At 71.6% G+C, this 16,791-nt stretch carries 19 protein-coding genes; 8 read left to right on the forward strand and 11 right to left on the reverse strand.

What is annotated here, in order from left to right; all coding sequences use genetic code 11:
* Positions 1-35 precede the first annotated feature (35 nt).
* Positions 36-1,001, forward strand: a complete 966-nt coding sequence (locus tag M4960_RS07830) for an NAD(P)H-quinone oxidoreductase (RefSeq protein WP_248703954.1) — start codon at positions 36-38, stop codon at positions 999-1,001.
* On the opposite strand, the gene M4960_RS07835 is transcribed toward M4960_RS07830, so the two are convergent.
* Entirely contained in the window at positions 998-1,672 is a 675-nt protein-coding gene (locus M4960_RS07835) for a TetR/AcrR family transcriptional regulator (protein WP_248703955.1), read from the reverse strand. The genes M4960_RS07830 and M4960_RS07835 overlap by 4 nt on opposite strands.
* A 76-nt stretch (positions 1,673-1,748) precedes the next feature.
* Here M4960_RS07835 and M4960_RS07840 point away from each other — a divergent pair, with 76 nt between their 5' ends.
* On the forward strand, positions 1,749-3,200 hold the full coding sequence (locus M4960_RS07840; protein WP_123293351.1) for a DHA2 family efflux MFS transporter permease subunit: 1,452 nt from the start codon (positions 1,749-1,751) through the stop codon (positions 3,198-3,200).
* Between the two features lie 66 nt (positions 3,201-3,266).
* On the opposite strand, the gene M4960_RS07845 is transcribed toward M4960_RS07840, so the two are convergent.
* The 7 genes from M4960_RS07845 to M4960_RS07875 all read right to left on the reverse strand — a co-directional run bounded on the left by M4960_RS07845 (position 3,267) and on the right by M4960_RS07875 (position 9,937).
* Positions 3,267-4,043: an amino acid ABC transporter ATP-binding protein gene (locus M4960_RS07845; RefSeq protein ID WP_248703956.1), complete on the reverse strand. Its 777-nt coding sequence runs from the start codon at positions 4,041-4,043 to the stop codon at positions 3,267-3,269.
* A complete protein-coding gene (locus tag M4960_RS07850; RefSeq protein WP_123293349.1) occupies positions 4,040-4,918 on the reverse strand; it encodes an amino acid ABC transporter permease in 879 nt (292 codons plus the stop codon). The genes M4960_RS07845 and M4960_RS07850 overlap by 4 nt, the downstream gene beginning before the upstream one ends.
* Positions 4,919-4,922: 4 nt before the next feature.
* Positions 4,923-5,744: an ABC transporter substrate-binding protein gene (locus M4960_RS07855; RefSeq protein WP_248703957.1), complete on the reverse strand. Its 822-nt coding sequence runs from the start codon at positions 5,742-5,744 to the stop codon at positions 4,923-4,925.
* Positions 5,745-5,988: 244 nt separating this feature from the next.
* Positions 5,989-6,297 carry a DUF3800 domain-containing protein gene (locus tag M4960_RS07860; RefSeq protein ID WP_248703958.1) on the reverse strand — a complete coding sequence of 103 codons (309 nt, stop codon included), beginning with the start codon at positions 6,295-6,297 and terminating at the stop codon, positions 5,989-5,991.
* A gap of 24 nt (positions 6,298-6,321) precedes the next feature.
* Positions 6,322-6,819 (reverse strand): cupin domain-containing protein, encoded by a 498-nt coding sequence (locus M4960_RS07865; RefSeq protein WP_248703959.1) that lies wholly within the window; start codon positions 6,817-6,819, stop codon positions 6,322-6,324.
* Positions 6,816-8,252, reverse strand: a complete 1,437-nt coding sequence (locus tag M4960_RS07870) for an amidohydrolase family protein (protein ID WP_374202923.1) — start codon at positions 8,250-8,252, stop codon at positions 6,816-6,818. Before M4960_RS07870 ends, M4960_RS07865 begins: the two co-directional genes overlap by 4 nt.
* Positions 8,249-9,937, reverse strand: coding sequence for an adenosylhomocysteinase (locus tag M4960_RS07875; protein ID WP_248703960.1), 1,689 nt, complete (start codon positions 9,935-9,937; stop codon positions 8,249-8,251). The genes M4960_RS07870 and M4960_RS07875 overlap by 4 nt, the downstream gene beginning before the upstream one ends.
* A gap of 49 nt (positions 9,938-9,986) precedes the next feature.
* Here M4960_RS07875 and M4960_RS07880 point away from each other — a divergent pair, with 49 nt between their 5' ends.
* The 6 genes from M4960_RS07880 (at position 9,987) to M4960_RS07905 (ending at position 14,073) form a co-directional block, all read left to right on the forward strand.
* Positions 9,987-10,262: a glutaredoxin domain-containing protein gene (locus M4960_RS07880; protein ID WP_123340820.1), complete on the forward strand. Its 276-nt coding sequence runs from the start codon at positions 9,987-9,989 to the stop codon at positions 10,260-10,262.
* Positions 10,263-10,385: 123 nt separating this feature from the next.
* A complete protein-coding gene (locus M4960_RS07885) occupies positions 10,386-11,225 on the forward strand; it encodes an amidohydrolase (protein ID WP_248703961.1) in 840 nt (279 codons plus the stop codon).
* A gap of 42 nt (positions 11,226-11,267) precedes the next feature.
* Positions 11,268-12,137, forward strand: coding sequence for a fumarylacetoacetate hydrolase family protein (locus M4960_RS07890; RefSeq protein ID WP_123293343.1), 870 nt, complete (start codon positions 11,268-11,270; stop codon positions 12,135-12,137).
* A complete protein-coding gene (locus M4960_RS07895) occupies positions 12,137-12,922 on the forward strand; it encodes an SDR family NAD(P)-dependent oxidoreductase (RefSeq protein WP_123293342.1) in 786 nt (261 codons plus the stop codon). Before M4960_RS07890 ends, M4960_RS07895 begins: the two co-directional genes overlap by 1 nt.
* Before the next feature lie 87 nt (positions 12,923-13,009).
* Positions 13,010-13,687, forward strand: coding sequence for a FadR/GntR family transcriptional regulator (locus tag M4960_RS07900; protein ID WP_111086323.1), 678 nt, complete (start codon positions 13,010-13,012; stop codon positions 13,685-13,687).
* Positions 13,688-13,788: 101 nt separating this feature from the next.
* Positions 13,789-14,073, forward strand: a complete 285-nt coding sequence (locus M4960_RS07905) for a GlsB/YeaQ/YmgE family stress response membrane protein (protein ID WP_123293341.1) — start codon at positions 13,789-13,791, stop codon at positions 14,071-14,073.
* A 91-nt stretch (positions 14,074-14,164) separates the two neighbouring features.
* Here the strand turns inward: M4960_RS07905 and M4960_RS07910 are convergent, their stop codons facing one another.
* From M4960_RS07910 to M4960_RS07920, 3 genes are read right to left on the reverse strand one after another with little or no spacing between them, the layout of a single operon-like run.
* On the reverse strand, positions 14,165-15,115 hold the full coding sequence (locus tag M4960_RS07910) for an aldo/keto reductase (RefSeq protein WP_248703962.1): 951 nt from the start codon (positions 15,113-15,115) through the stop codon (positions 14,165-14,167).
* Positions 15,112-15,432, reverse strand: coding sequence for an L-rhamnose mutarotase (locus tag M4960_RS07915; RefSeq protein ID WP_248703963.1), 321 nt, complete (start codon positions 15,430-15,432; stop codon positions 15,112-15,114). Before M4960_RS07915 ends, M4960_RS07910 begins: the two co-directional genes overlap by 4 nt.
* Positions 15,432-16,757: an alpha-L-fucosidase gene (locus M4960_RS07920; protein ID WP_248703964.1), complete on the reverse strand. Its 1,326-nt coding sequence runs from the start codon at positions 16,755-16,757 to the stop codon at positions 15,432-15,434. Before M4960_RS07920 ends, M4960_RS07915 begins: the two co-directional genes overlap by 1 nt.
* Positions 16,758-16,791 lie beyond the last annotated feature (34 nt).

The raw sequence follows: 16,791 nt of genomic DNA on the forward strand, positions 1-16,791 counted from the left end.
CAGGATGACCGGCTGCCCGGCGTACCGTCGAGGGCATGCGCGCCATCACGTTCGACGACACCACCATGTCCGTGACCGACCTGCCCGACCCGGTGCCCGCCGCGGGCGAGGTGCTCATCGAGGTCGCCGCCGCCGGGGTGAACAACGCCGACCTGCAGCAGCGCGCGGGGAACTACCCGCCGCCGCCCGGAGCCTCGGAGATCCTCGGGCTCGAGGTCTCCGGCACCGTCCGGGCACTCGGCGACGGCGTGACCTCGGTGGCCGTCGGCGACCGCGTGTGCGCCCTGCTGTCCGGCGGCGGCTACGCCTCGCTCGTCGTGGCTCCCGCGATGCAGGTGCTGCCGGTCCCCGAGTCGGTCGACCTGGTCGAGGCTGCCGGCCTGCCCGAGGCCGCCTGCACCGTGTACTCGAACATCGGCATGCTCGCCGGACTCCGCCCCGGGCAGACCCTGCTCGTGCACGGTGGCACCGGCGGCATGGGCTCGCACGCCGTCCTGTGGGCGAAGGCCCTCGGTGCCACGGTGATCGCGACGAGCGGCGGTGACCGCAAGGTCCAGGCGTCGCGTGACCTGGGTGCCGATCTGGTGGTCGACCACCGCACCGAGGACTTCGTGGAGCGCGTCCTGGCGTTCACGGACGGCGTCGGGGTCGACGTGGTGCTCGACGTCGTCGGACCGTCGTACCTGGCGCGGAACCTGCAGGCCCTCGCACCCAACGGGCACATCGCCGTCATCGCCTCGGGCAGCGGCAGCACCGCCGAGCTCGACCTCGGCGCCCTGATGCGGAAGCGGGCGTCGATCAGCGGGACGACCCTGCGCGCCCGGCCGCTCGCCGAGAAGGCCGCGATCGTCGCCGCCGTCCGGGAGCACGTCTGGCCCTTCGTCGCCGACGGCAGCGTCCGCCCGGTGATCGACACCGACCTGCCGCTCGCCGAGGTCGCAGAGGCGCACCGGAAGGTCCGCGACGGCGAGGTCGTCGGGAAGGTGCTGCTGACGCTCTAGGCGCGTGGGCGGGCTGCGCCCGGGTGCGCTGCGCCCGGGTGCGCTGCGCCCGGGTGCGCTGCGCCCGGGTCTGCCGCGCTCGGCCGCACCAGGTCGAGTACCTGCCCGCACTTCGCGCCGAACGTCGCACGGAGCAGGTCCGCCGCGTCGCGGTCCTCGTCGAACCGTGCGGGCATGTCGATCGCGAGCATGATCGCGAAGATCATCCCGCTGCCGAGGAAGCCCTGCACCTGGTCGTCCGGGATCCCCGCCTCGTCCCGCAGGAACCGGTAGATCTCGAGGAAGCCGTCGCGTGCGGCCGCACCGATCGCAGGCTCGGCACCGGAGACGAACCCCTGCAGCAGCACGGTGTGCAGACCCTGCTCGGCAGCGAGGTCGACGAACTGCTCACCGATGACGTGCGCCGGCACGTCATCCGGGCCGAGGGTCGTCAGGGTCTCGCGCCAGGCGTCGAGCAGGATGCCGAGGGTGTCGCGGAAGACCTCGAGGAACAGCGCTTCCTTCGACCCGAACATCCGGACGACGTACGGCTGGCTGATGCCCGCCGCCGAAGCGATCTGGTCGGTGGTGGTGCCGTGGTACCCCTGGCGGCCGAACACCCCGCGTGCGGCTTCGAGGATCATCGCGCGACGCTGCGCTGCCGGCATCCGGACGGCTGTCTCCGTGCTCATGGTTGACATGTTATCAGTCGATTACTACAGTCCGGTGAGACAAGTAATCATCGGATTACCAACGACTGGAGACACCATGTCCCGACGCATCCCCGTGTGGCTCGCGATCGCCGCCGCGTCCCTCCCGATGTTCATGGCGACGCTCGACAACCTCGTCGTCACCAGCGCACTCCCCGCCGTGCACGCCGACCTCGGCGCCTCGGTCGAGGAGCTGCAGTGGATCACCAACGCCTACACGCTCGCCTTCGCCGCCCTGATGCTGCTGGCCGTCGGCCTCGGCGACCGCATCGGCCGCCGCCACCTGTTCATCGCCGGCATCGGCGTCTTCACCCTCTCGTCGGCCTTCGCCGCGATGAGCACCGACCCGACCGCCCTCATCGTCTGGCGCGCGGTGGAGGGGGCCGGCGCCGCGGCGATCATGCCCCTGTCGCTGACGCTGCTCGTCGGCAGCGTCCCGGACCGCCTGCGGACCGTGGGCATCGGCGTCTGGGGCGGCATCTCCGGCCTCGGCGTCGCGCTCGGCCCGCTCATCGGCGGAGCCGTCGTCGAGAGCTGGAGCTGGGAGGCGATCTTCTGGCTCAACGTCCCCGTCGGCGTGATCGCGATCCCGCTCGCCCTGTTCGCCCTGCCGAACACCCGTGGCGCCCGGGTCCGGACCGACGTCCTCGGCGTCGTGTTCGCGGGTCTCGGGGTGCTCGGCGTCGTGTTCGGCATCGTCCGCGGCAACGACGCGGGCTGGACGAGCACCGAGGTGCTGGTCGGCCTCATCGGTGGCGGCGCACTGCTCGTCGCGTTCGTCGTCCGCCAGGCCACGACGGCCGCACCGCTCCTGCCGCTCCGGTTCTTCCGCGACCGCAGCTTCACCCTCGCCAACCTCGTCGCCATGACCTTCTCGTTCGGCGCGTTCGGGTCGGTCTTCATCCTGATCCAGTTCCTGCAGGTGGTGCAGGGCCGGTCACCGCTCGAGGCCGGCGTCTGGACGATGCCGTGGACGCTCGCACCGATGGTCGTCGCGCCGCTCGCCGGGATCATCGCACCACGGGTCGGCACCCGGGTGCTCATCGCCGGCGGCATGGCGTTCCTGTCCGCCGGACTGTTCTGGATCGCCGCCACGATGTCCGCCGACGTCACCTTCACCGGCCTCCTGCCCGGCTTCCTGCTCGCCGGCATCGGCATGGGCGCCGTGTTCGGGCCGATCTCGACCGCCGTGCTCGCGCGGATGCCGCAGGACGACCACGCGAAGGCCTCCGGCGCGAACTCCACCCTGCGCGAGATCGGCGTCGCACTCGGCATCGCGGTGCTCACCGCCGTGTTCACCGGTGCCGGCGGCCAGCTCACGCCCACCGGTTACGTCGACGCGGCACAGCCCGCCGTGTTGGTCGGAGCGGCCGTCGTCGCGGCTTCGGCACTCGTCGCCGTGTTCCTGCCGGCAGGTCGCGGATCCCACGTCCCCGAGGTGGTCGCCGATGACGACCTGGGCCCACGCCGCCGGTTCCGGGTCGACGCGCCAGCGGCGAGCCGGCCGTGACGGTGGGGAGAGGCCCGGCCCACGCCCGCCGTCCCGGCTCCCGTCGCGTAGTCGCCCGGTCTGGTCCTAGGCGTGGACGCGGGAGAGGAACTCGACCAGCGCCGGGTGCTGCGGGGCGTCGAGGACCTGGGCGGGAACGCCCTGCTCGACGACCTCTCCCCGGTGCAGGAACACGATCCGGTCGGCCACGTTCCGCGCGAAGTGCATCTCGTGCGTGGTCATCAGGATCGTCGACCCCTGCCGCTTCAGCTCGGCGACCAGGTCGAGCACCTCGCCGACGAGCTGGGGGTCGAGGGCGCTCGTGACCTCGTCGAGCAGCAGGAGCTCGGGGTCGGACGCGATCGCCCGGACGATGGCCACACGCTGCTGCTGGCCGCCGGAGAGCCGGTCCGGGTAGGCGTCGGCGAACTCCGCGAGCCCGATCCGTTCGAGCAGCCGACGCGCGGTCGCCTCGGCCTCGGCCCGGCCGACGCCGTGCACCTGCCGCGAGGCGAGCGTCACGTTGTCGAGCACGCGCATGTGCGGGAACAGGTTGAACTGCTGGAAGACCACGCCGATCCGCGCACGGACACCGTCGACCGCGACGCGGGGATCGGCGATGTCGGTGCCCTGCAGCAGGATCTCGCCGTCGTCGATGCCCTCGAGCAGGTTCACCGTCTTGAGCAGGGTCGACTTGCCCGAGCCGGACGCCCCGATGACGCAGATGACCTCGTGGCGGTGCAGCGTCAGGTCGATGCCGCGCAGGACCTCGTGCTCGCCGAAGGCCTTGCGCAACCCGCGCAGCTCGAGGACCGCAGCGTCCGCACCGGACGCACCACGGGCCTCCTGGCCGACCTCGCTCATACGGTCCCTCCGATCTGCTCGCGCCGCTGCTGGCGGCGCGCGATCGCGTCCGTGACGCGGATCAGCGGCAGGCTGATCACCACGAACAGCAGCCCCGCGACGAAGTACGGCGTGAAGTTGTAGGTCTCCGCCTGCGCGATCTGCGCCGAACGGACCGCGTCGACGGCGCCGAGGATCGACACCAGGCCGACGTCCTTCTGCATCGAGACGAAGTCGTTCATCAGTGCCGGTGTGACCTTGCGGATCGCCTGCGGCAGCACCACGAGTCGCAGCGTCTTGGCGTGCGAGAGCCCGAGCGACCGCGCGGCCAGACGTTGCGAGGGGTGCACGGCCTCCATGCCGGCACGCAGGACCTCAGCGATGTACGACGAGTACGTCAGGACGATCGCGATGGTGCCCCAGACCTCGGCGGGCAGCCGCGGGAACACCCCGAGACCGGGGATCCCGTAGCCGACCAGGTAGAGCACGATGATGAGCGGCAGGCCGCGGAACAGGTCCGTGTACCCGGTCGCGAGCATCCGCAGCGGGAAGAAGACCGGGTTCCGCAGGCCCCGCACCACTGCGAGCAGGGTGCCGAACACGGCGACGCCGATGGCGCTGAAGAACAGGATCCGGACGTTCAGCCAGAGGCCCAGCAGGATGTCCGGGAACGTGTCGATCGCGGTCTGCGGGTCGAAGAACGACTGCTGGACCGCTGCCCAGCCGGGGGTGTTCACGACGCCGAAGTAGGCGATCGCGATCACCACGAGCGTCGACACCACCGACACCACGATCGACCGGCGTCCGCGCTGCCGGCGGTAGAGCCGCCGCTCGGCCTCGACCTGGCTCGGCGCGGCTGCGGCGACCGGGGTACCGGCGCCTGCTGGAACGGTCATGCGGTTACTTCAGGACCGGGGTGTTGGTCTCCGAGGAGAGCCACTTGGTCTGCAGGTCCTCGAGCGTGCCGTCGTCCGTCAGCGACTTGAGCGCCTTGTCCACCTTGCTCGTGAGCTCCGAGCCCTTCGGCAGGACGAAACCGAACTGGTCGCCCTTGCCGTCGGACGGGAACTGCGCCGACACCGTGCCGTCGTCGAGCTGCGCTGCGGCCATGTAGAACGCCGTCGGCAGGTCGGTGACGATCGCGTCGATCTGGCCCGACTTCAGTGCGAGCACGGCGTCGTCGTTCGAGTTGAAGACCTGCGGGGTGATCCCCAGCACGCTCTTCACGCTCGCGATCGACGTGGACCCGGTGGCGACGCCGATCGCGTCCTTCTTGAGCGCGGCGATGCTCGTGTCGTCGACGGCCTTCGAGGTGCTGGTCGTCACCACGGCCTGCGTCGTCGTGTAGTACGCGCTCGACATGTCGACGGCCTTCTTGCGCTTGGCGTCGATCGAGAACTGCTGGACGTTGAGGTCCCAGTCCTTCGGACCCGGTGCGATCGCGCTGTCGAAGGTGCTGCGCTTCCACACGACGTCGGACTTGCTGTAGCCCATCTCCTTCGCGACCGCGTAGGCGACGGCGGACTCGAAGCCCTTGCCGGACTCCGGCTTGTTGTCCTCGATCCACGGCGAGTACGCCGGCTCACCGGTGGCGACCGTCAGCTTGCCGTCCGTGACGGTGCCGTCTTCGTTGCTGCCGCTGCCGGCGGCGCACGACGTCAGGGCGAGGGCGGCGACCGCGGCTGTTGCGACGGCGAGGGTGAGGCGGAGGGATCGGGTCACGGTCGGGCCTTCGTGGGAGGGGGGTGGGGGCAGGTCGAAGTGTACTTCGCGGTGGGATACCAACGCGACTCCGGGCGCTCCTCGTGACCCGGTCTCGTGTCACACACCAGTCGACGGGTCGACGTCTGGCTGGTAATCTGGCGACGCGGGCTGAACCGAGCGCATGCTCGGCTGAGGTCTGAGATCAAGGGGCGTCCCAGCACGGGGCGCCCCCTTTCTGTTCTCGGAACACTCCCGAACGCGATCACGGCCAGACGACGATGGCGTCGCGCCGAGCGTTCGTCACCTCGGTGCGCCAGACGGGCCGCAGCTCGTCCCACATCGTCTCGTCGCAGACGCTGCCGCTCTTCGGGCCAGGCGACTGGAACCGCCGGAACCCCGCGTACGCGACCAGGTCGGCCGCCTGGACGAAGTAGGACGACGCCGAGTCACGAGGGACCGGATCCTCGACGAGCAGCGGCGCGCTGACACGAGAACCCCCTGGTGCGAAGCTGTGCCGCCGGAAGCGCCGGTGGATCGCGCGGACCGTCGCGTCGTCACCCGCGTTGTGCACGAGGATGATCGGCTTGCCGGTACGTCAGTCGGCCATCGTGAAGTCCTCGAACGAGAAGCCCGGCGACACCAGGCAGCTCAGCAGCACCTCGCCGTCGTTCGGGATCGTCCGCTGCCACACGCCGCCGCGCACGAACGCCTGTGCGTCGTTCACCCGGTCACGTCCGGCGTCGGGCCCGAGGGTGACCCGCGCGCCGGGCTCGGGAGCATCGCCGGAGCCGCCGAGTTCGAGCTCCACGGTGTCCGGACCGTGCCACATCCAGATCTCGTCGCTCGTCACCCGGTGCCAGGCCGAGGCCTCGCCCGGGGGCAGCAGGAAGTGGATCAGGGTCGCGGCGGGGCGGTCCCCCGCGGGCGTCGTCACCGTGGCCGGCGAGGTCCAGGTGCGGACGTACCAACCACCCTCGGGGTGCGGTTCCATGCCGAGGGCGATGGCGCGCTTCGGCACGTCGAGCCACTCGATCAGTTCGCCGTCGACGGTGCGACGGGCGGCCATGCCGGGGCGGGGTGCGGTCTCGGTCATGATTCCTCCACAGGGATGACAGGGCGAGCGGGGCGGTCGGGCGACGACGTGGGCACGCCGGTCAGCGCGCCGTCGACGGCGCGGACGACCCCACGGATGACGGTGGCGGACGCACGCCCGGCACCGTCCTCGACGAGCTCGGCGAGTGCGTCGGGCACGGTCCGGGCGTCGACGTCGAAGACGGCCAGGTCGGCGCGGGCACCCACGGCGAGGTGGCCGATGCGGTCCGGGCCGACGGCGAGTCCCATGGCGTGCGCACCACCGAGCGTCGCCGCCGACAGGAGCCGCTCGTGCAGGTCGCGGTGGCCGTACCCCTGAGCACGGGCGATCCGGTGCAACGCCGTGACGTCGGCCATCAGGTCGAGGGACGGTGACGACGACAGCGAGTCGGTGCCGATGGCGATCGGGCTGCCCTCGCGCAGGTAGTCGGCGACCGGTGGCGGATCGAGGCCGATGACGGCGTTCGAGCGCGGGCACAGTGCGACTGCGGTGCCGCGAGCGCGCAGGAGCGCCCGGTCGGCAGCGGTCATGTAGACGCCGTGCGCGATGTGGCAGTCCGGGCCGAGCACCCCGAGCCGGTCGACGAACGCGGTGGCGCTCGCCCCGAACCCGAGTGCCCGGAGCGCCCGGAACGAGGGCACGTTCGCCAGGTGCCAGTCGTTGCCGTGGCCGACGCCGTCGACGCCGTCGAGTCCGGGGACCGGTCCGAGGGCGATGCGCTCGCCTTCGAAGGCGGCCTCGCCGAGGTGCAGGTGCAGGCGGAGACCACGCTGCCGGACGATGTCGGGGAGTTCGAGGAGGGGCGCGACCTCGAGCGAGTACGGCGCATGCGGCGAGAGGCCAGCGCCGGGGGTGGTCGGGATCCGGGCGAGTTCGTCGAGCACCTGGTCGCGGCCGTGCGACTGCCAGGCATCGTTCTCCCAGTCCATCACCTCCCAGTAGGCGATGCCGCCGAGCCCGGCGTCCTCGAGCGCGGTGGAGGCCTCGATGTCGGTGACGATGTCCGCGATGCTCGTCACGCCCGCGCGGATCGAGGCTGCGGCGCCAGCGGCTGCTTCGGCCCGCCAGTCGTGCGGTTCGGCGTAGTCCTGGTTGAACGCGGACGCCCAGTCCTCGAAACCGTCGTACTGGCCTCGACCGACACTGGCCATGCCGGTGTACTGCAGGTGCGAGTGCGCGTTGACGAGGCCCGGCAGGAGGGCTCCGCGCCACTGCCGTTCGGTGAACGTCGCACCCGAGCCGGCGAGCTGGTCGACGACCCAGGACCGGTCGCCGACGTGCAGGATGCGGCCGTCCTGCACGGCGACGGCACCGTCGGCGATCGGGGGCGCGGTCATCGGCACGACGACGCGCGCCGAGTGCACGACGACGGAGTGGTCGGCACGCGGGTGCGTGGCGCTCGGGGGCGCGGTGCTCGGGCGCGACTCGCTCATGCGGGGTCTCCGAAACGGCGCGTCCGGACGTCCGGCTCGCGGTCCGCAGGGTGTTCGGCTGGAAGGCCGGGAGGAACGGGGCGCGCTCCGAACGCGGCGAGCGCCGTGCGGGCGGTCGCGTCGTCGACCGCGGGATCGATGGGCACGACGGCTCGCTCCAGTTCGTCGCCGCGCTCCAGCAGCATGCGGACGGCCCCGAGCTGCGCGGCGAAGGACAGGTCCATGATCTCGATCGGGTTGCCCTCGGCCGCCGTGATGTTGATGCAGCCGCCGCGGTCGAGCACGATGGGTCCGCCCTCGGCGTCGGGGAACACGAGGCGCTCGGCCTTCGGACCCACCGGCCGCAGTTCGGCACCGGCGGCGCGGGCGTCGTCGAGCGCGACCTCGTGGTCGACCCCGCCCGCGACGGCGACGACGGCCCCGTCCGCGCACGAGCGCAGCACGCGCAGGTCGATGGTGTCGGCGACCCCGGTGGCGCTCACCACGAGGTCGGCGTCCTGCACCGCCTCGGCGAGCGGTGCGACGGCGTGGCCGGCGAACAGCGCCTGCAGGGCGCGCACCGGGTCGGTCTCGGCGACCGTGACCCGGAACCCGAGGGCGGAGAGCACCAACGCGACCCCCTCGCCGACGTGCCCGAACCCGGCGACGACCGCCGCGCCTCCCGAGATCGCTCGGTGCGTACCGGACGGGAGCCCGTCGACCAGGTCGAGCATCGCGAACACCGTCGACTGCCCGGTGCCGTACCGGTTGTCGAAGAACGTCTTGGTGCGGGCGTCGTTGACGGCGACCACGGGGATGCCGAGCTCGCCCCGCGACGCCATCACGCGCAGGGGTCGGAGGCCGCTCGTGGTCTCCTCGGCCGCGCCGAGCATCGTCGGCAGCAGGTCCGGACGCTCCTGGTGGGCGAGCCGGATGACGTGGGAACCGTCGTCGAGCAGGATGTGCGGCCGGGTGTCGAGCATCGCGAGGGCGAGCGCCTTCTGCTCCGGCAGCGAGGCCGTGCTGCTCGCGTGCACCGTGAGCCCCGCTGCCCGGAGCGACGCGGCCACGGCGTCGTCGGTCTCGTCGGCGTGCGCGTAGACGACGACCTCGGCACCGGCGTCGCGGAGGAGCAGGCTCAGGACCGCCGTCTTCGGCTCGAGGAACATCGCGACGCCGATGCGGGTGCCGCGGAGCAGTCCGCCGTCGCGGAGCTCGGCGGCGACCGCGCGCGAGACGGGCATCGAGCGTCGCGCCCAGCGCAGCCGGGCGTCGGCGGCCGGGTCGTCCTCGGGGTCGCGGCCGGTGGAGACCAGGAAGACGTCGTCGGAGAGCATCGGGACGCCGAGCACGCCGGGGCGGGCGGTGACGACGGGGCCGAAGGCGTCCTCGTCGACCGCGGGCAGGTGCCGGCCGGCGTCGATCACGATGAGCGTGGCGCCGCGGGGGCGGTCCGCCTCGCGCTCGATGACGGGGGTTGAGTCCTCGGGGGAACCAAGGCACCAGAGCTGGTCGATCGGTTCGTGCTCCGCGGCCGGGCGTGCACCGAGGCCGGTCAGCAGGCCGTGCAGCGCCGACGCGTCGCGGGGGTCGCCACCGACGATGCGGAACCGACGGGCTGCGACGAGCAGGTTCGTGACCGCGGCGAAGCGTCGGACTGCTGCCGACACCCAGGATCGCGTCTCGGGGTCGGGTCCTGGCGGCATGCCCCAATCGTAGGGAATGCGCGGGGCCCCGCCGACGTACTCTCTGGGCATGAGCGATGCATCCACGACCGAAGTGTTCGACAAGGTGACGATGTTCGGTGCGGACTGGTGCCGCGACTGCCGCCGGTCCAAGGCGCTGCTCGACACCCTCGGCGTCGACTACGAGTACGTCGACGTCGAGCAGGACCTGTCGGCGGCCGACCGTGCCGAGGCGATCAGCGGCCGGAAGAACATCCCCGTCGTGGTGCTGCCGAACGGCAAGCACTTCGTCGAGCCGTCCGACGCCGAGCTGCGCGCCGAGCTCGAGGCCTCCGGCGCCGTCTGAGCCGCGGACTTTCGCGCCCAGCGACACGTCACGCCGACAGGCACCCGTGACGTGTCGCTCAGCGCGAAAAGTCGCCGGCCGGGGCACCGGGCGGACATCGGATGAATCGGGCATCATGAGGGCGTGATCATCGACGCTCACCACCACCTCTGGGACCCCGCCGACCGGCCGTACCCCTGGATGGACGACTCCGTCGCCCCGATCCGCCGCCGGTTCGACGTGGACGACCTCCGCGCAGCGACGCAGGACACCGGCGTGACACGGACCATCGTGGTGCAGGCCGTGCACGATCCGGGTGAGACCGCCTGGCTCCTCGAGCAGCCCGCCCCCGTCGCGGGCGTCATCGGCTGGGTGGACCTGACCGCGCCGGACGTGGCAGACCGGATCGCCGCCGTCCGTGCGCTCCCGGGCGGCGATCGCCTGGTCGGCATCCGGCACCTGGCGCAGGACGAACCGGACGCGGACTGGCTCGGCCGCCCGGACGTCGCCCGCGGAGTGCGAGCCCTCGCCGGTGCCGGCCTGGTGTTCGACGTCCTCGTCCGAGCGCGGGAGCACGCCGCTGCGCTGGCCCTGGTCGACGCCGTCCCCGACGCATCGTTCGTGCTGGACCACGCCGGCAAACCATCGATCGACACGGGTGACCCGGCCTGGCCCGGACGGATGGCCGACTTCGCTGCACGCCCGAACGTCACGTGCAAGGTCTCCGGCCTGCTCACCGAGGCCGGACCGGACTGGCGCGACCGCCCGGTCGACCGGTACGTCCGCGAGGTCGTGGAACAGTTCGGCCCCGAGCGGTCGTTGTTCGGCTCGGACTGGCCGGTGTCGACCCTGGCGACCGAGTACGCGGCGGTCGTGCAGCGGACGACGGACGCACTCGCCGACCTGTCGACGACCGAGCACGACGCCGTCTTCGGCGGAACCGCGGAGCGCATCTACCTTGTCCCGAGGAGCACGCAGACATAGGATGTTTCTGGCTGCACTGGCGCAGCCGGAGAGCGAGGAACGATGCAGTTCGCACGACTCGGCCCGGCGGGGAGCGAGATCCCCGTGGCCATCGACACCGACGGCGAGGTCTTCGACCTCCGCTCGATCACCAGTGACATCAGCGGGTCCTTCCTGGCCTCGGACCCGGTCGGCCGCGTCGACCACGCCCGCAGCGCCGGCGACCTGACGATCATCGGCCGGGACCGGGCCGACGGCATGCGGCGCGGGGCACCGATCGCCCGCCCCGGCAAGGTCGTCTGCATCGGCCTGAACTACCGCGACCACGCCGCCGAGACCGGCGCCGACATCCCCACCGAACCGATCGTGTTCATGAAGGACCCGATGACGGTGATCGGCCCCGACGACGAGGTCCTGATCCCCCGGAACAGCACGAAGACCGACTGGGAGATCGAGCTCGCGATCGTCATCGGCCGCACGGCTCGGTACTGCGAGACCGATGCGGACGCCGAGGCCTCCATCGCCGGCTACGCGATCGCGAACGACGTGTCCGAGCGCGAGTTCCAACTCGAGCGCGGCGGGCAGTGGGACAAGGGGAAGTCCTGCGAGACCTTCAACCCGCTCGGACCGTGGCTCGTGACGCCCGGGTCGCTCACCGCCGCCGGCCTCGACCCCGCGGCACTCGCGCTCCGGCTGACCGTCAATGGCGAGGTCCGGCAGGACGGCACCACCGCCGACATGATCTTCCGTCCTGTGGAGATCGTCCGGTACCTGTCGCAGTTCATGGTGCTGTACCCCGGCGACGTCATCAGCACGGGGACCCCGGCCGGCGTCGCGCTGGCCGGACACGCGCCCTACCTGCAGCCCGGCGACGTCGTCGAGCTCACCGCCGACGGGCTCGGCTCGCAGCGCCAGACGGTCGGAGCAGCCTGATGGCGGACGCAACCGGCAGCGCCGGCGGCGCTCGCAGCGCTGCCAGCCACGACGGCGTCCGGGCCATCGTCACCGGGGGCGCGTCCGGCATCGGCGCGGCGATCGCCGCCGCCCTGCAGGACCGCGGTGCCACGGTCGCCGTGCTCGACCTCCAGCCGTCGACCGCCGAGGGGTTCCTCTCGGTCACGTGCGACGTCAGCGACGACGCCTCGGTCCGCGCCGCCGTCGCCACCGCCGTCGAGCAGCTCGGCGGCCTCGACGTCCTGGTCAACAACGCCGGCATCGGCGCCCAGGGCACGGTCGAGGACAACGACGACGACGAGTGGCGCCGCGTGTACGAGGTCAACGTCCTCGGCGCCGTCCGGCTGTCGCGCGCTGCGCTCCCCCACCTGCGGGCGTCGGGCAACGCGAGCATCGTGAACACCTGCTCGATCGCCGCCACCGCAGGGCTGCCCCAGCGGGCGCTCTACTCGGCGACCAAGGGTGCGATCGCCGCCCTGACCCGCGCGATGGCCGCCGATCACATCCGCGAGGGCGTCCGCGTCAACGCCGTCAACCCCGGTACGGCTGACACCCCGTGGGTCGCGCGGTTGCTGTCCACGGCGGGCGACCCGGCCGCCGAACGCGCTGCCCTCGAGGCCCGGCAGCCGCACGGTCGGCTCGTCCAGGCGGAGGAGGTCGCCGAGGCGGTCGCCTACCTGACGAGCCCGCTCGCCCGGTCCACGACGGGCGTCGACCTGGCCGTCGACGGCGGGATGCAGGCCCTCCGGCTGCGGCCCGCCTGATGGTCCGGCCGTGACGACCGGGAGGCCCGGCTATCGTCGACCTGTCGGCTCGCGTCCGCGAGCGGGCCGGGATCAGGAGGTGGTGACGTGGCGTCGCTGACCGACGATGCGATCGCACGCATCCAGCAGATGATCGTGAGCGGTGAGCTCCAACCCGGGCAGCGCCTCCCGCCCGAGAAGGAACTGAGCGAGTCGCTCGGCCTGTCGCGGAACAGCCTGCGCGAGGCGGTGAAGGCCCTCGAACTCATCCGCGTGCTCGACGTCCGCCGCGGCGACGGAACCTACGTGACGTCGCTCGAACCCGGTGTCCTGCTCGAGGCCGTGTCGTTCGTCGTCGACATGCACCACGACCGGTCCCTCGTCGACCTGCTCGAGGTCCGCCGCATCCTCGAGCCCGCGTCCGCCGTCCTGGCGACCGCGCGGGCCTCGGAGCAGCAGATCGACGAGCTCGCCACGCTGATGCAGTCCGTCGGTGAGGACACCGGCGTCGAGGACCTCGTCGCGCACGACCTGCTGTTCCACTCGACCATCGCGGGCATCGGCGGCAACCAGTACCTGTCCGGGCTGCTCGACGCGCTGTCGAGCAAGACCGTGCGGGTGCGGGTGTGGCGCGGCCTGACGCAGAACGGGTCCGTGCAGCGCACCCTCGACGAGCACGCCGCCATCGTGGACGCCATCCGACGCCGGGATCCGCAGCTCGTGCAGGCACTCGTGGTGTCGCACGTCGAGGGTGTCGAGCGCTGGCTGCGGCGTTCCCTCGACTGAAACCGAGAACGCGTGCAGCCGGGTGGGTGTTGTGTCGGTCGTCGGCCCTGAGCACGACATCCGTCGCGCTCGGACCGGCCGCAGAACACGGAGGAAACACCATGGGCGTCCTTGGCACCATCATCGGTCTTATCGTCGTCGGCCTGATCGCCGGCGCCATCGCCCGGCTCGTCGTCCCTGGCAAGCAGCACATCTCGATCCCCATGACCATCCTGCTGGGCATCATCGGCTCGTTCGTGGGCGGGTTCCTCGGGTTCCTGATCTTCCGCCACGACCTGATGGACGGCTTCTTCCAGCCGGCCGGCATCATCGGTTCGATCATCGGCGCCATCATCGTGCTGATCATCTACATCCGCTTCTCGGGTCGCAGCGCCAAGACCCGCTAGGCAGGTCTCGGCGGGCACGACTCGCTGCACAACCAAAGTCACCCCGAACCGCGCATCCGTGCGGTTCGGGGTGATTTTGGTTGTGCGGGGCTCAGGCGGTGAGCAGGCCCGCGGCGCGGAGGTCGTCCCACAGAGCCTCCGGCACCACGGCCGCCACCCGAGCGACGTTCGAGCGCACCTGCTCGGCGGACTGCACGCCGAGGGCGATCGCGGCCACCGCAGCCGCACGGCGCGGGAACGCCAGCGCAGCCTCGGGCAGCGTGACCCCGTGCCGCTCGCAGACGTCGGCGATCGCGTTCGCCCGCGCGACGAGTGCGGCCGGTGCCGTGGCGTAGTCGTAGGTCGCCGTGGTGTCGGGCCGGTCCCGCCCGAGCAGTCCCGAGTTGTAGACCCCGACCGCGACGACCGCGACGCCGAGCGAGGCGCACCGGGCGACGAGCTCCGCCGCCGGCTGCTCCAGGAGCGTGTACCGGCCCGCGAGCATGACCACGTCGCACAGCCCGGTGGACACCGCGGCGTCGAGGGCCTCGAACGAGTTCGACCCGACGCCGACGGCTCGGACCACGCCTTCGTCCCGCAGCTCGGCGAGCGTCGGCAGCGCCTGCGTCAGGCCGTCCTCGAGCGAGTAGACGTCGGGGTCGTGCAGGTACGCGACGTCGACGTGGTCGAGTCCGAGCCGCCCGAGCGACTCGTCCAACGACCGCCGAACACCCGACGGCGACGGGTCCCACTGCCGCACGGTGTCGTTCGGCACCGCGAACCCGCCGGAGGCCAGGTCGTCGCCGTCCCCCCGCCCGGGGACGAGCAGCCGCCCGACCTTCGTCGACACCAGGAACGAGTCGCGCGGGCGGTCGGCGAGCGCCGCCCCGAGCCGCCGCTCCGACAGCCCGAGGCCGTAGTGCGGCGCGGTGTCGAACCCGCGCACGCCGGCCTCCCAGGCAGCGTCGACGGTGGCACGGGCGTCGTCGTCGGACACCGGGCGCAGCAGGTTGCCGATGCCGGCGCCGCCGAACCAGAACGGACCGCGGTCGAGGTCGGTCATCCCTGTCCTTCCAGGGTCCAGACGAGCGGGATCCCGTCGTCGTTCCCCGAGTAGTCGTCGTCGGCTTCGAGCAGGGGGTTGATCGTCTCCTGCCACTCCGCGTTGACCGGGTCGTCGGCGAGCGCCCGGCGCATCGCGCGGTAGTCCTCGACCTCGATCAGGTGGACCAGGTCCTGCCCGTCCCGCCACACCGTCCAGTCGTGCACGCCGGCGTCGCGCAGTCGGGCCGCGAGCGCGGGCGGGATCGAAGCGTGCACGGCGTCGTACGCGGCCTCGTTCCCCGCCCGCAGTCGGGTCCTCGACAGGATGCGCTGCATCAGTCGCGCAGGAACAGTTCGACCACCGGCACGGCGACGTCGGGTCGCACGATCGGCAGCGTGAGCGTCAGCGTCCCCGCCGGCTGCCCGCCGAGCCCGGTGTTCTGCGCACGGGTCCCCGGCGGGATCTCGCGGAAGTGCAGCTCCGACGCGTCGTTGAGCAGCTGGGCGTAGGCGACACGTCCGGCCAGGTCGGGCAGGTGCACGTGCTCGAACGGCCACGCGAACAGGTGCAGGTACAGGCGGTTGCCGTTCTGCGTGTACACGGTGTTGCGCGGCGCGACGAACGACGACGGTCCGGCGCCGTAGACGGAGCGGGCGTGCTGGTGCATCCACGTCCCGATGCCGTCGAGGGTCTGACGCGAGACCCCGTCGAACTCGCCGCGGCCGGTGGGGCCGATGTTGAGCAGCATGTTCCCGTTGTTCGAGACGCCGTCGACGAGCATGCGGACGAGCAGGTCGACGGGCTTGAGGTTCACGTTGTCGCGGTCGTAGCCCCACGACCCGTTGAGCGTCTGGCAGGCCTCCCACGGCACCTGGGTGCCGTCGACCTCCATCGGCTTGTCCGGCTGGTACTGCTCCGGGGTGACGATGTCGCCCGGCAGGTCGAGCCGGTCGTTGACGATGATGCCGGGCTGGAGCCGCCTGGTCAGTTCGAGCAGCTCCGAGGATCCCCAGTCGTCGCGACCCTTGCCGCCCCAGATGTCCTCGTGGTCGTTGTCCCGGTACGAGAAGTCGTAGAACAGGTAGTCGACCTGCCCGTAGTCGGTCAGCAGCTCCTCGACCTGCCCGTGCAGGTACTCCCGGTAGCGCGACATGTCGCGGCCCTGGTTGAACGCCTCGATCTCCTCGGGCGAGTCATCGCGCCTCGGGTGCACGCCGTCGACGGTGAAGTCCGGGTGGTGCCAGTCGATGAGCGAGTGGTAGAAGCCGACCCGCAGCCCCTCGGCCCGGACGGCGTCGACGAACTCGCGCACGATGTCGCGGCCGAACGGGGTGTTCGTGGACTTGTAGTCGGTGAGCTTGCTGTCCCAGAGGCAGAAGCCCTCGTGGTGCTTCGTGGTGAGCACGACGTACTTCATGCCGGCTTCGCGCGCACGGCGGGCCCAGTCGGCGGCGTCGAACAGGTCGGGGTCGAAGTGGTCGAAGTACTTCTGGTAGTCGGCGTCGGTGATCCGTTCGCGGTTCTTCACCCACTCGTGCCGTGCCGGCAGGGCGTACAGCCCCCAGTGGATGAACATGCCGAACCGGTCGTGGGTGAACCAGGCGGGCAGGCCGCTCGCGTCGGTCGCGGTCTGCGGCTCTGCAGGTGCGGTGATGGTCATGAGGCCAGTGTTCCTTTCAGAGGGGGGAGGGGTG

The organism is Curtobacterium sp. MWU13-2055, assembly GCF_023242305.1.
Taxonomy (GTDB): Bacteria; Actinomycetota; Actinomycetes; order Actinomycetales; family Microbacteriaceae; genus Curtobacterium.

What these genes read in the sequence shown, in the direction of transcription:
- M4960_RS07830 (WP_248703954.1), top strand. Translation starts at nt 36, where the DNA reads ATGCGCGCCATCACGTTCGACGACACCACCATGTCCGTGACCGACCTG.
- M4960_RS07835 (WP_248703955.1), bottom strand. Translation starts at nt 1,672, where the DNA reads ATGAGCACGGAGACAGCCGTCCGGATGCCGGCAGCGCAGCGTCGCGCG.
- M4960_RS07840 (WP_123293351.1), top strand. Translation starts at nt 1,749, where the DNA reads ATGTCCCGACGCATCCCCGTGTGGCTCGCGATCGCCGCCGCGTCCCTC.
- M4960_RS07845 (WP_248703956.1), bottom strand. Translation starts at nt 4,043, where the DNA reads ATGAGCGAGGTCGGCCAGGAGGCCCGTGGTGCGTCCGGTGCGGACGCT.
- M4960_RS07850 (WP_123293349.1), bottom strand. Translation starts at nt 4,918, where the DNA reads ATGACCGTTCCAGCAGGCGCCGGTACCCCGGTCGCCGCAGCCGCGCCG.
- M4960_RS07865 (WP_248703959.1), bottom strand. Translation starts at nt 6,819, where the DNA reads ATGACCGAGACCGCACCCCGCCCCGGCATGGCCGCCCGTCGCACCGTC.
- M4960_RS07870 (WP_374202923.1), bottom strand. Translation starts at nt 8,252, where the DNA reads ATGAGCGAGTCGCGCCCGAGCACCGCGCCCCCGAGCGCCACGCACCCG.
- M4960_RS07875 (WP_248703960.1), bottom strand. Translation starts at nt 9,937, where the DNA reads ATGCCGCCAGGACCCGACCCCGAGACGCGATCCTGGGTGTCGGCAGCA.
- M4960_RS07880 (WP_123340820.1), top strand. Translation starts at nt 9,987, where the DNA reads ATGAGCGATGCATCCACGACCGAAGTGTTCGACAAGGTGACGATGTTC.
- M4960_RS07890 (WP_123293343.1), top strand. Translation starts at nt 11,268, where the DNA reads ATGCAGTTCGCACGACTCGGCCCGGCGGGGAGCGAGATCCCCGTGGCC.
- M4960_RS07895 (WP_123293342.1), top strand. Translation starts at nt 12,137, where the DNA reads ATGGCGGACGCAACCGGCAGCGCCGGCGGCGCTCGCAGCGCTGCCAGC.
- M4960_RS07905 (WP_123293341.1), top strand. Translation starts at nt 13,789, where the DNA reads ATGGGCGTCCTTGGCACCATCATCGGTCTTATCGTCGTCGGCCTGATC.
- M4960_RS07910 (WP_248703962.1), bottom strand. Translation starts at nt 15,115, where the DNA reads ATGACCGACCTCGACCGCGGTCCGTTCTGGTTCGGCGGCGCCGGCATC.
- M4960_RS07915 (WP_248703963.1), bottom strand. Translation starts at nt 15,432, where the DNA reads ATGCAGCGCATCCTGTCGAGGACCCGACTGCGGGCGGGGAACGAGGCC.
- M4960_RS07920 (WP_248703964.1), bottom strand. Translation starts at nt 16,757, where the DNA reads ATGACCATCACCGCACCTGCAGAGCCGCAGACCGCGACCGACGCGAGC.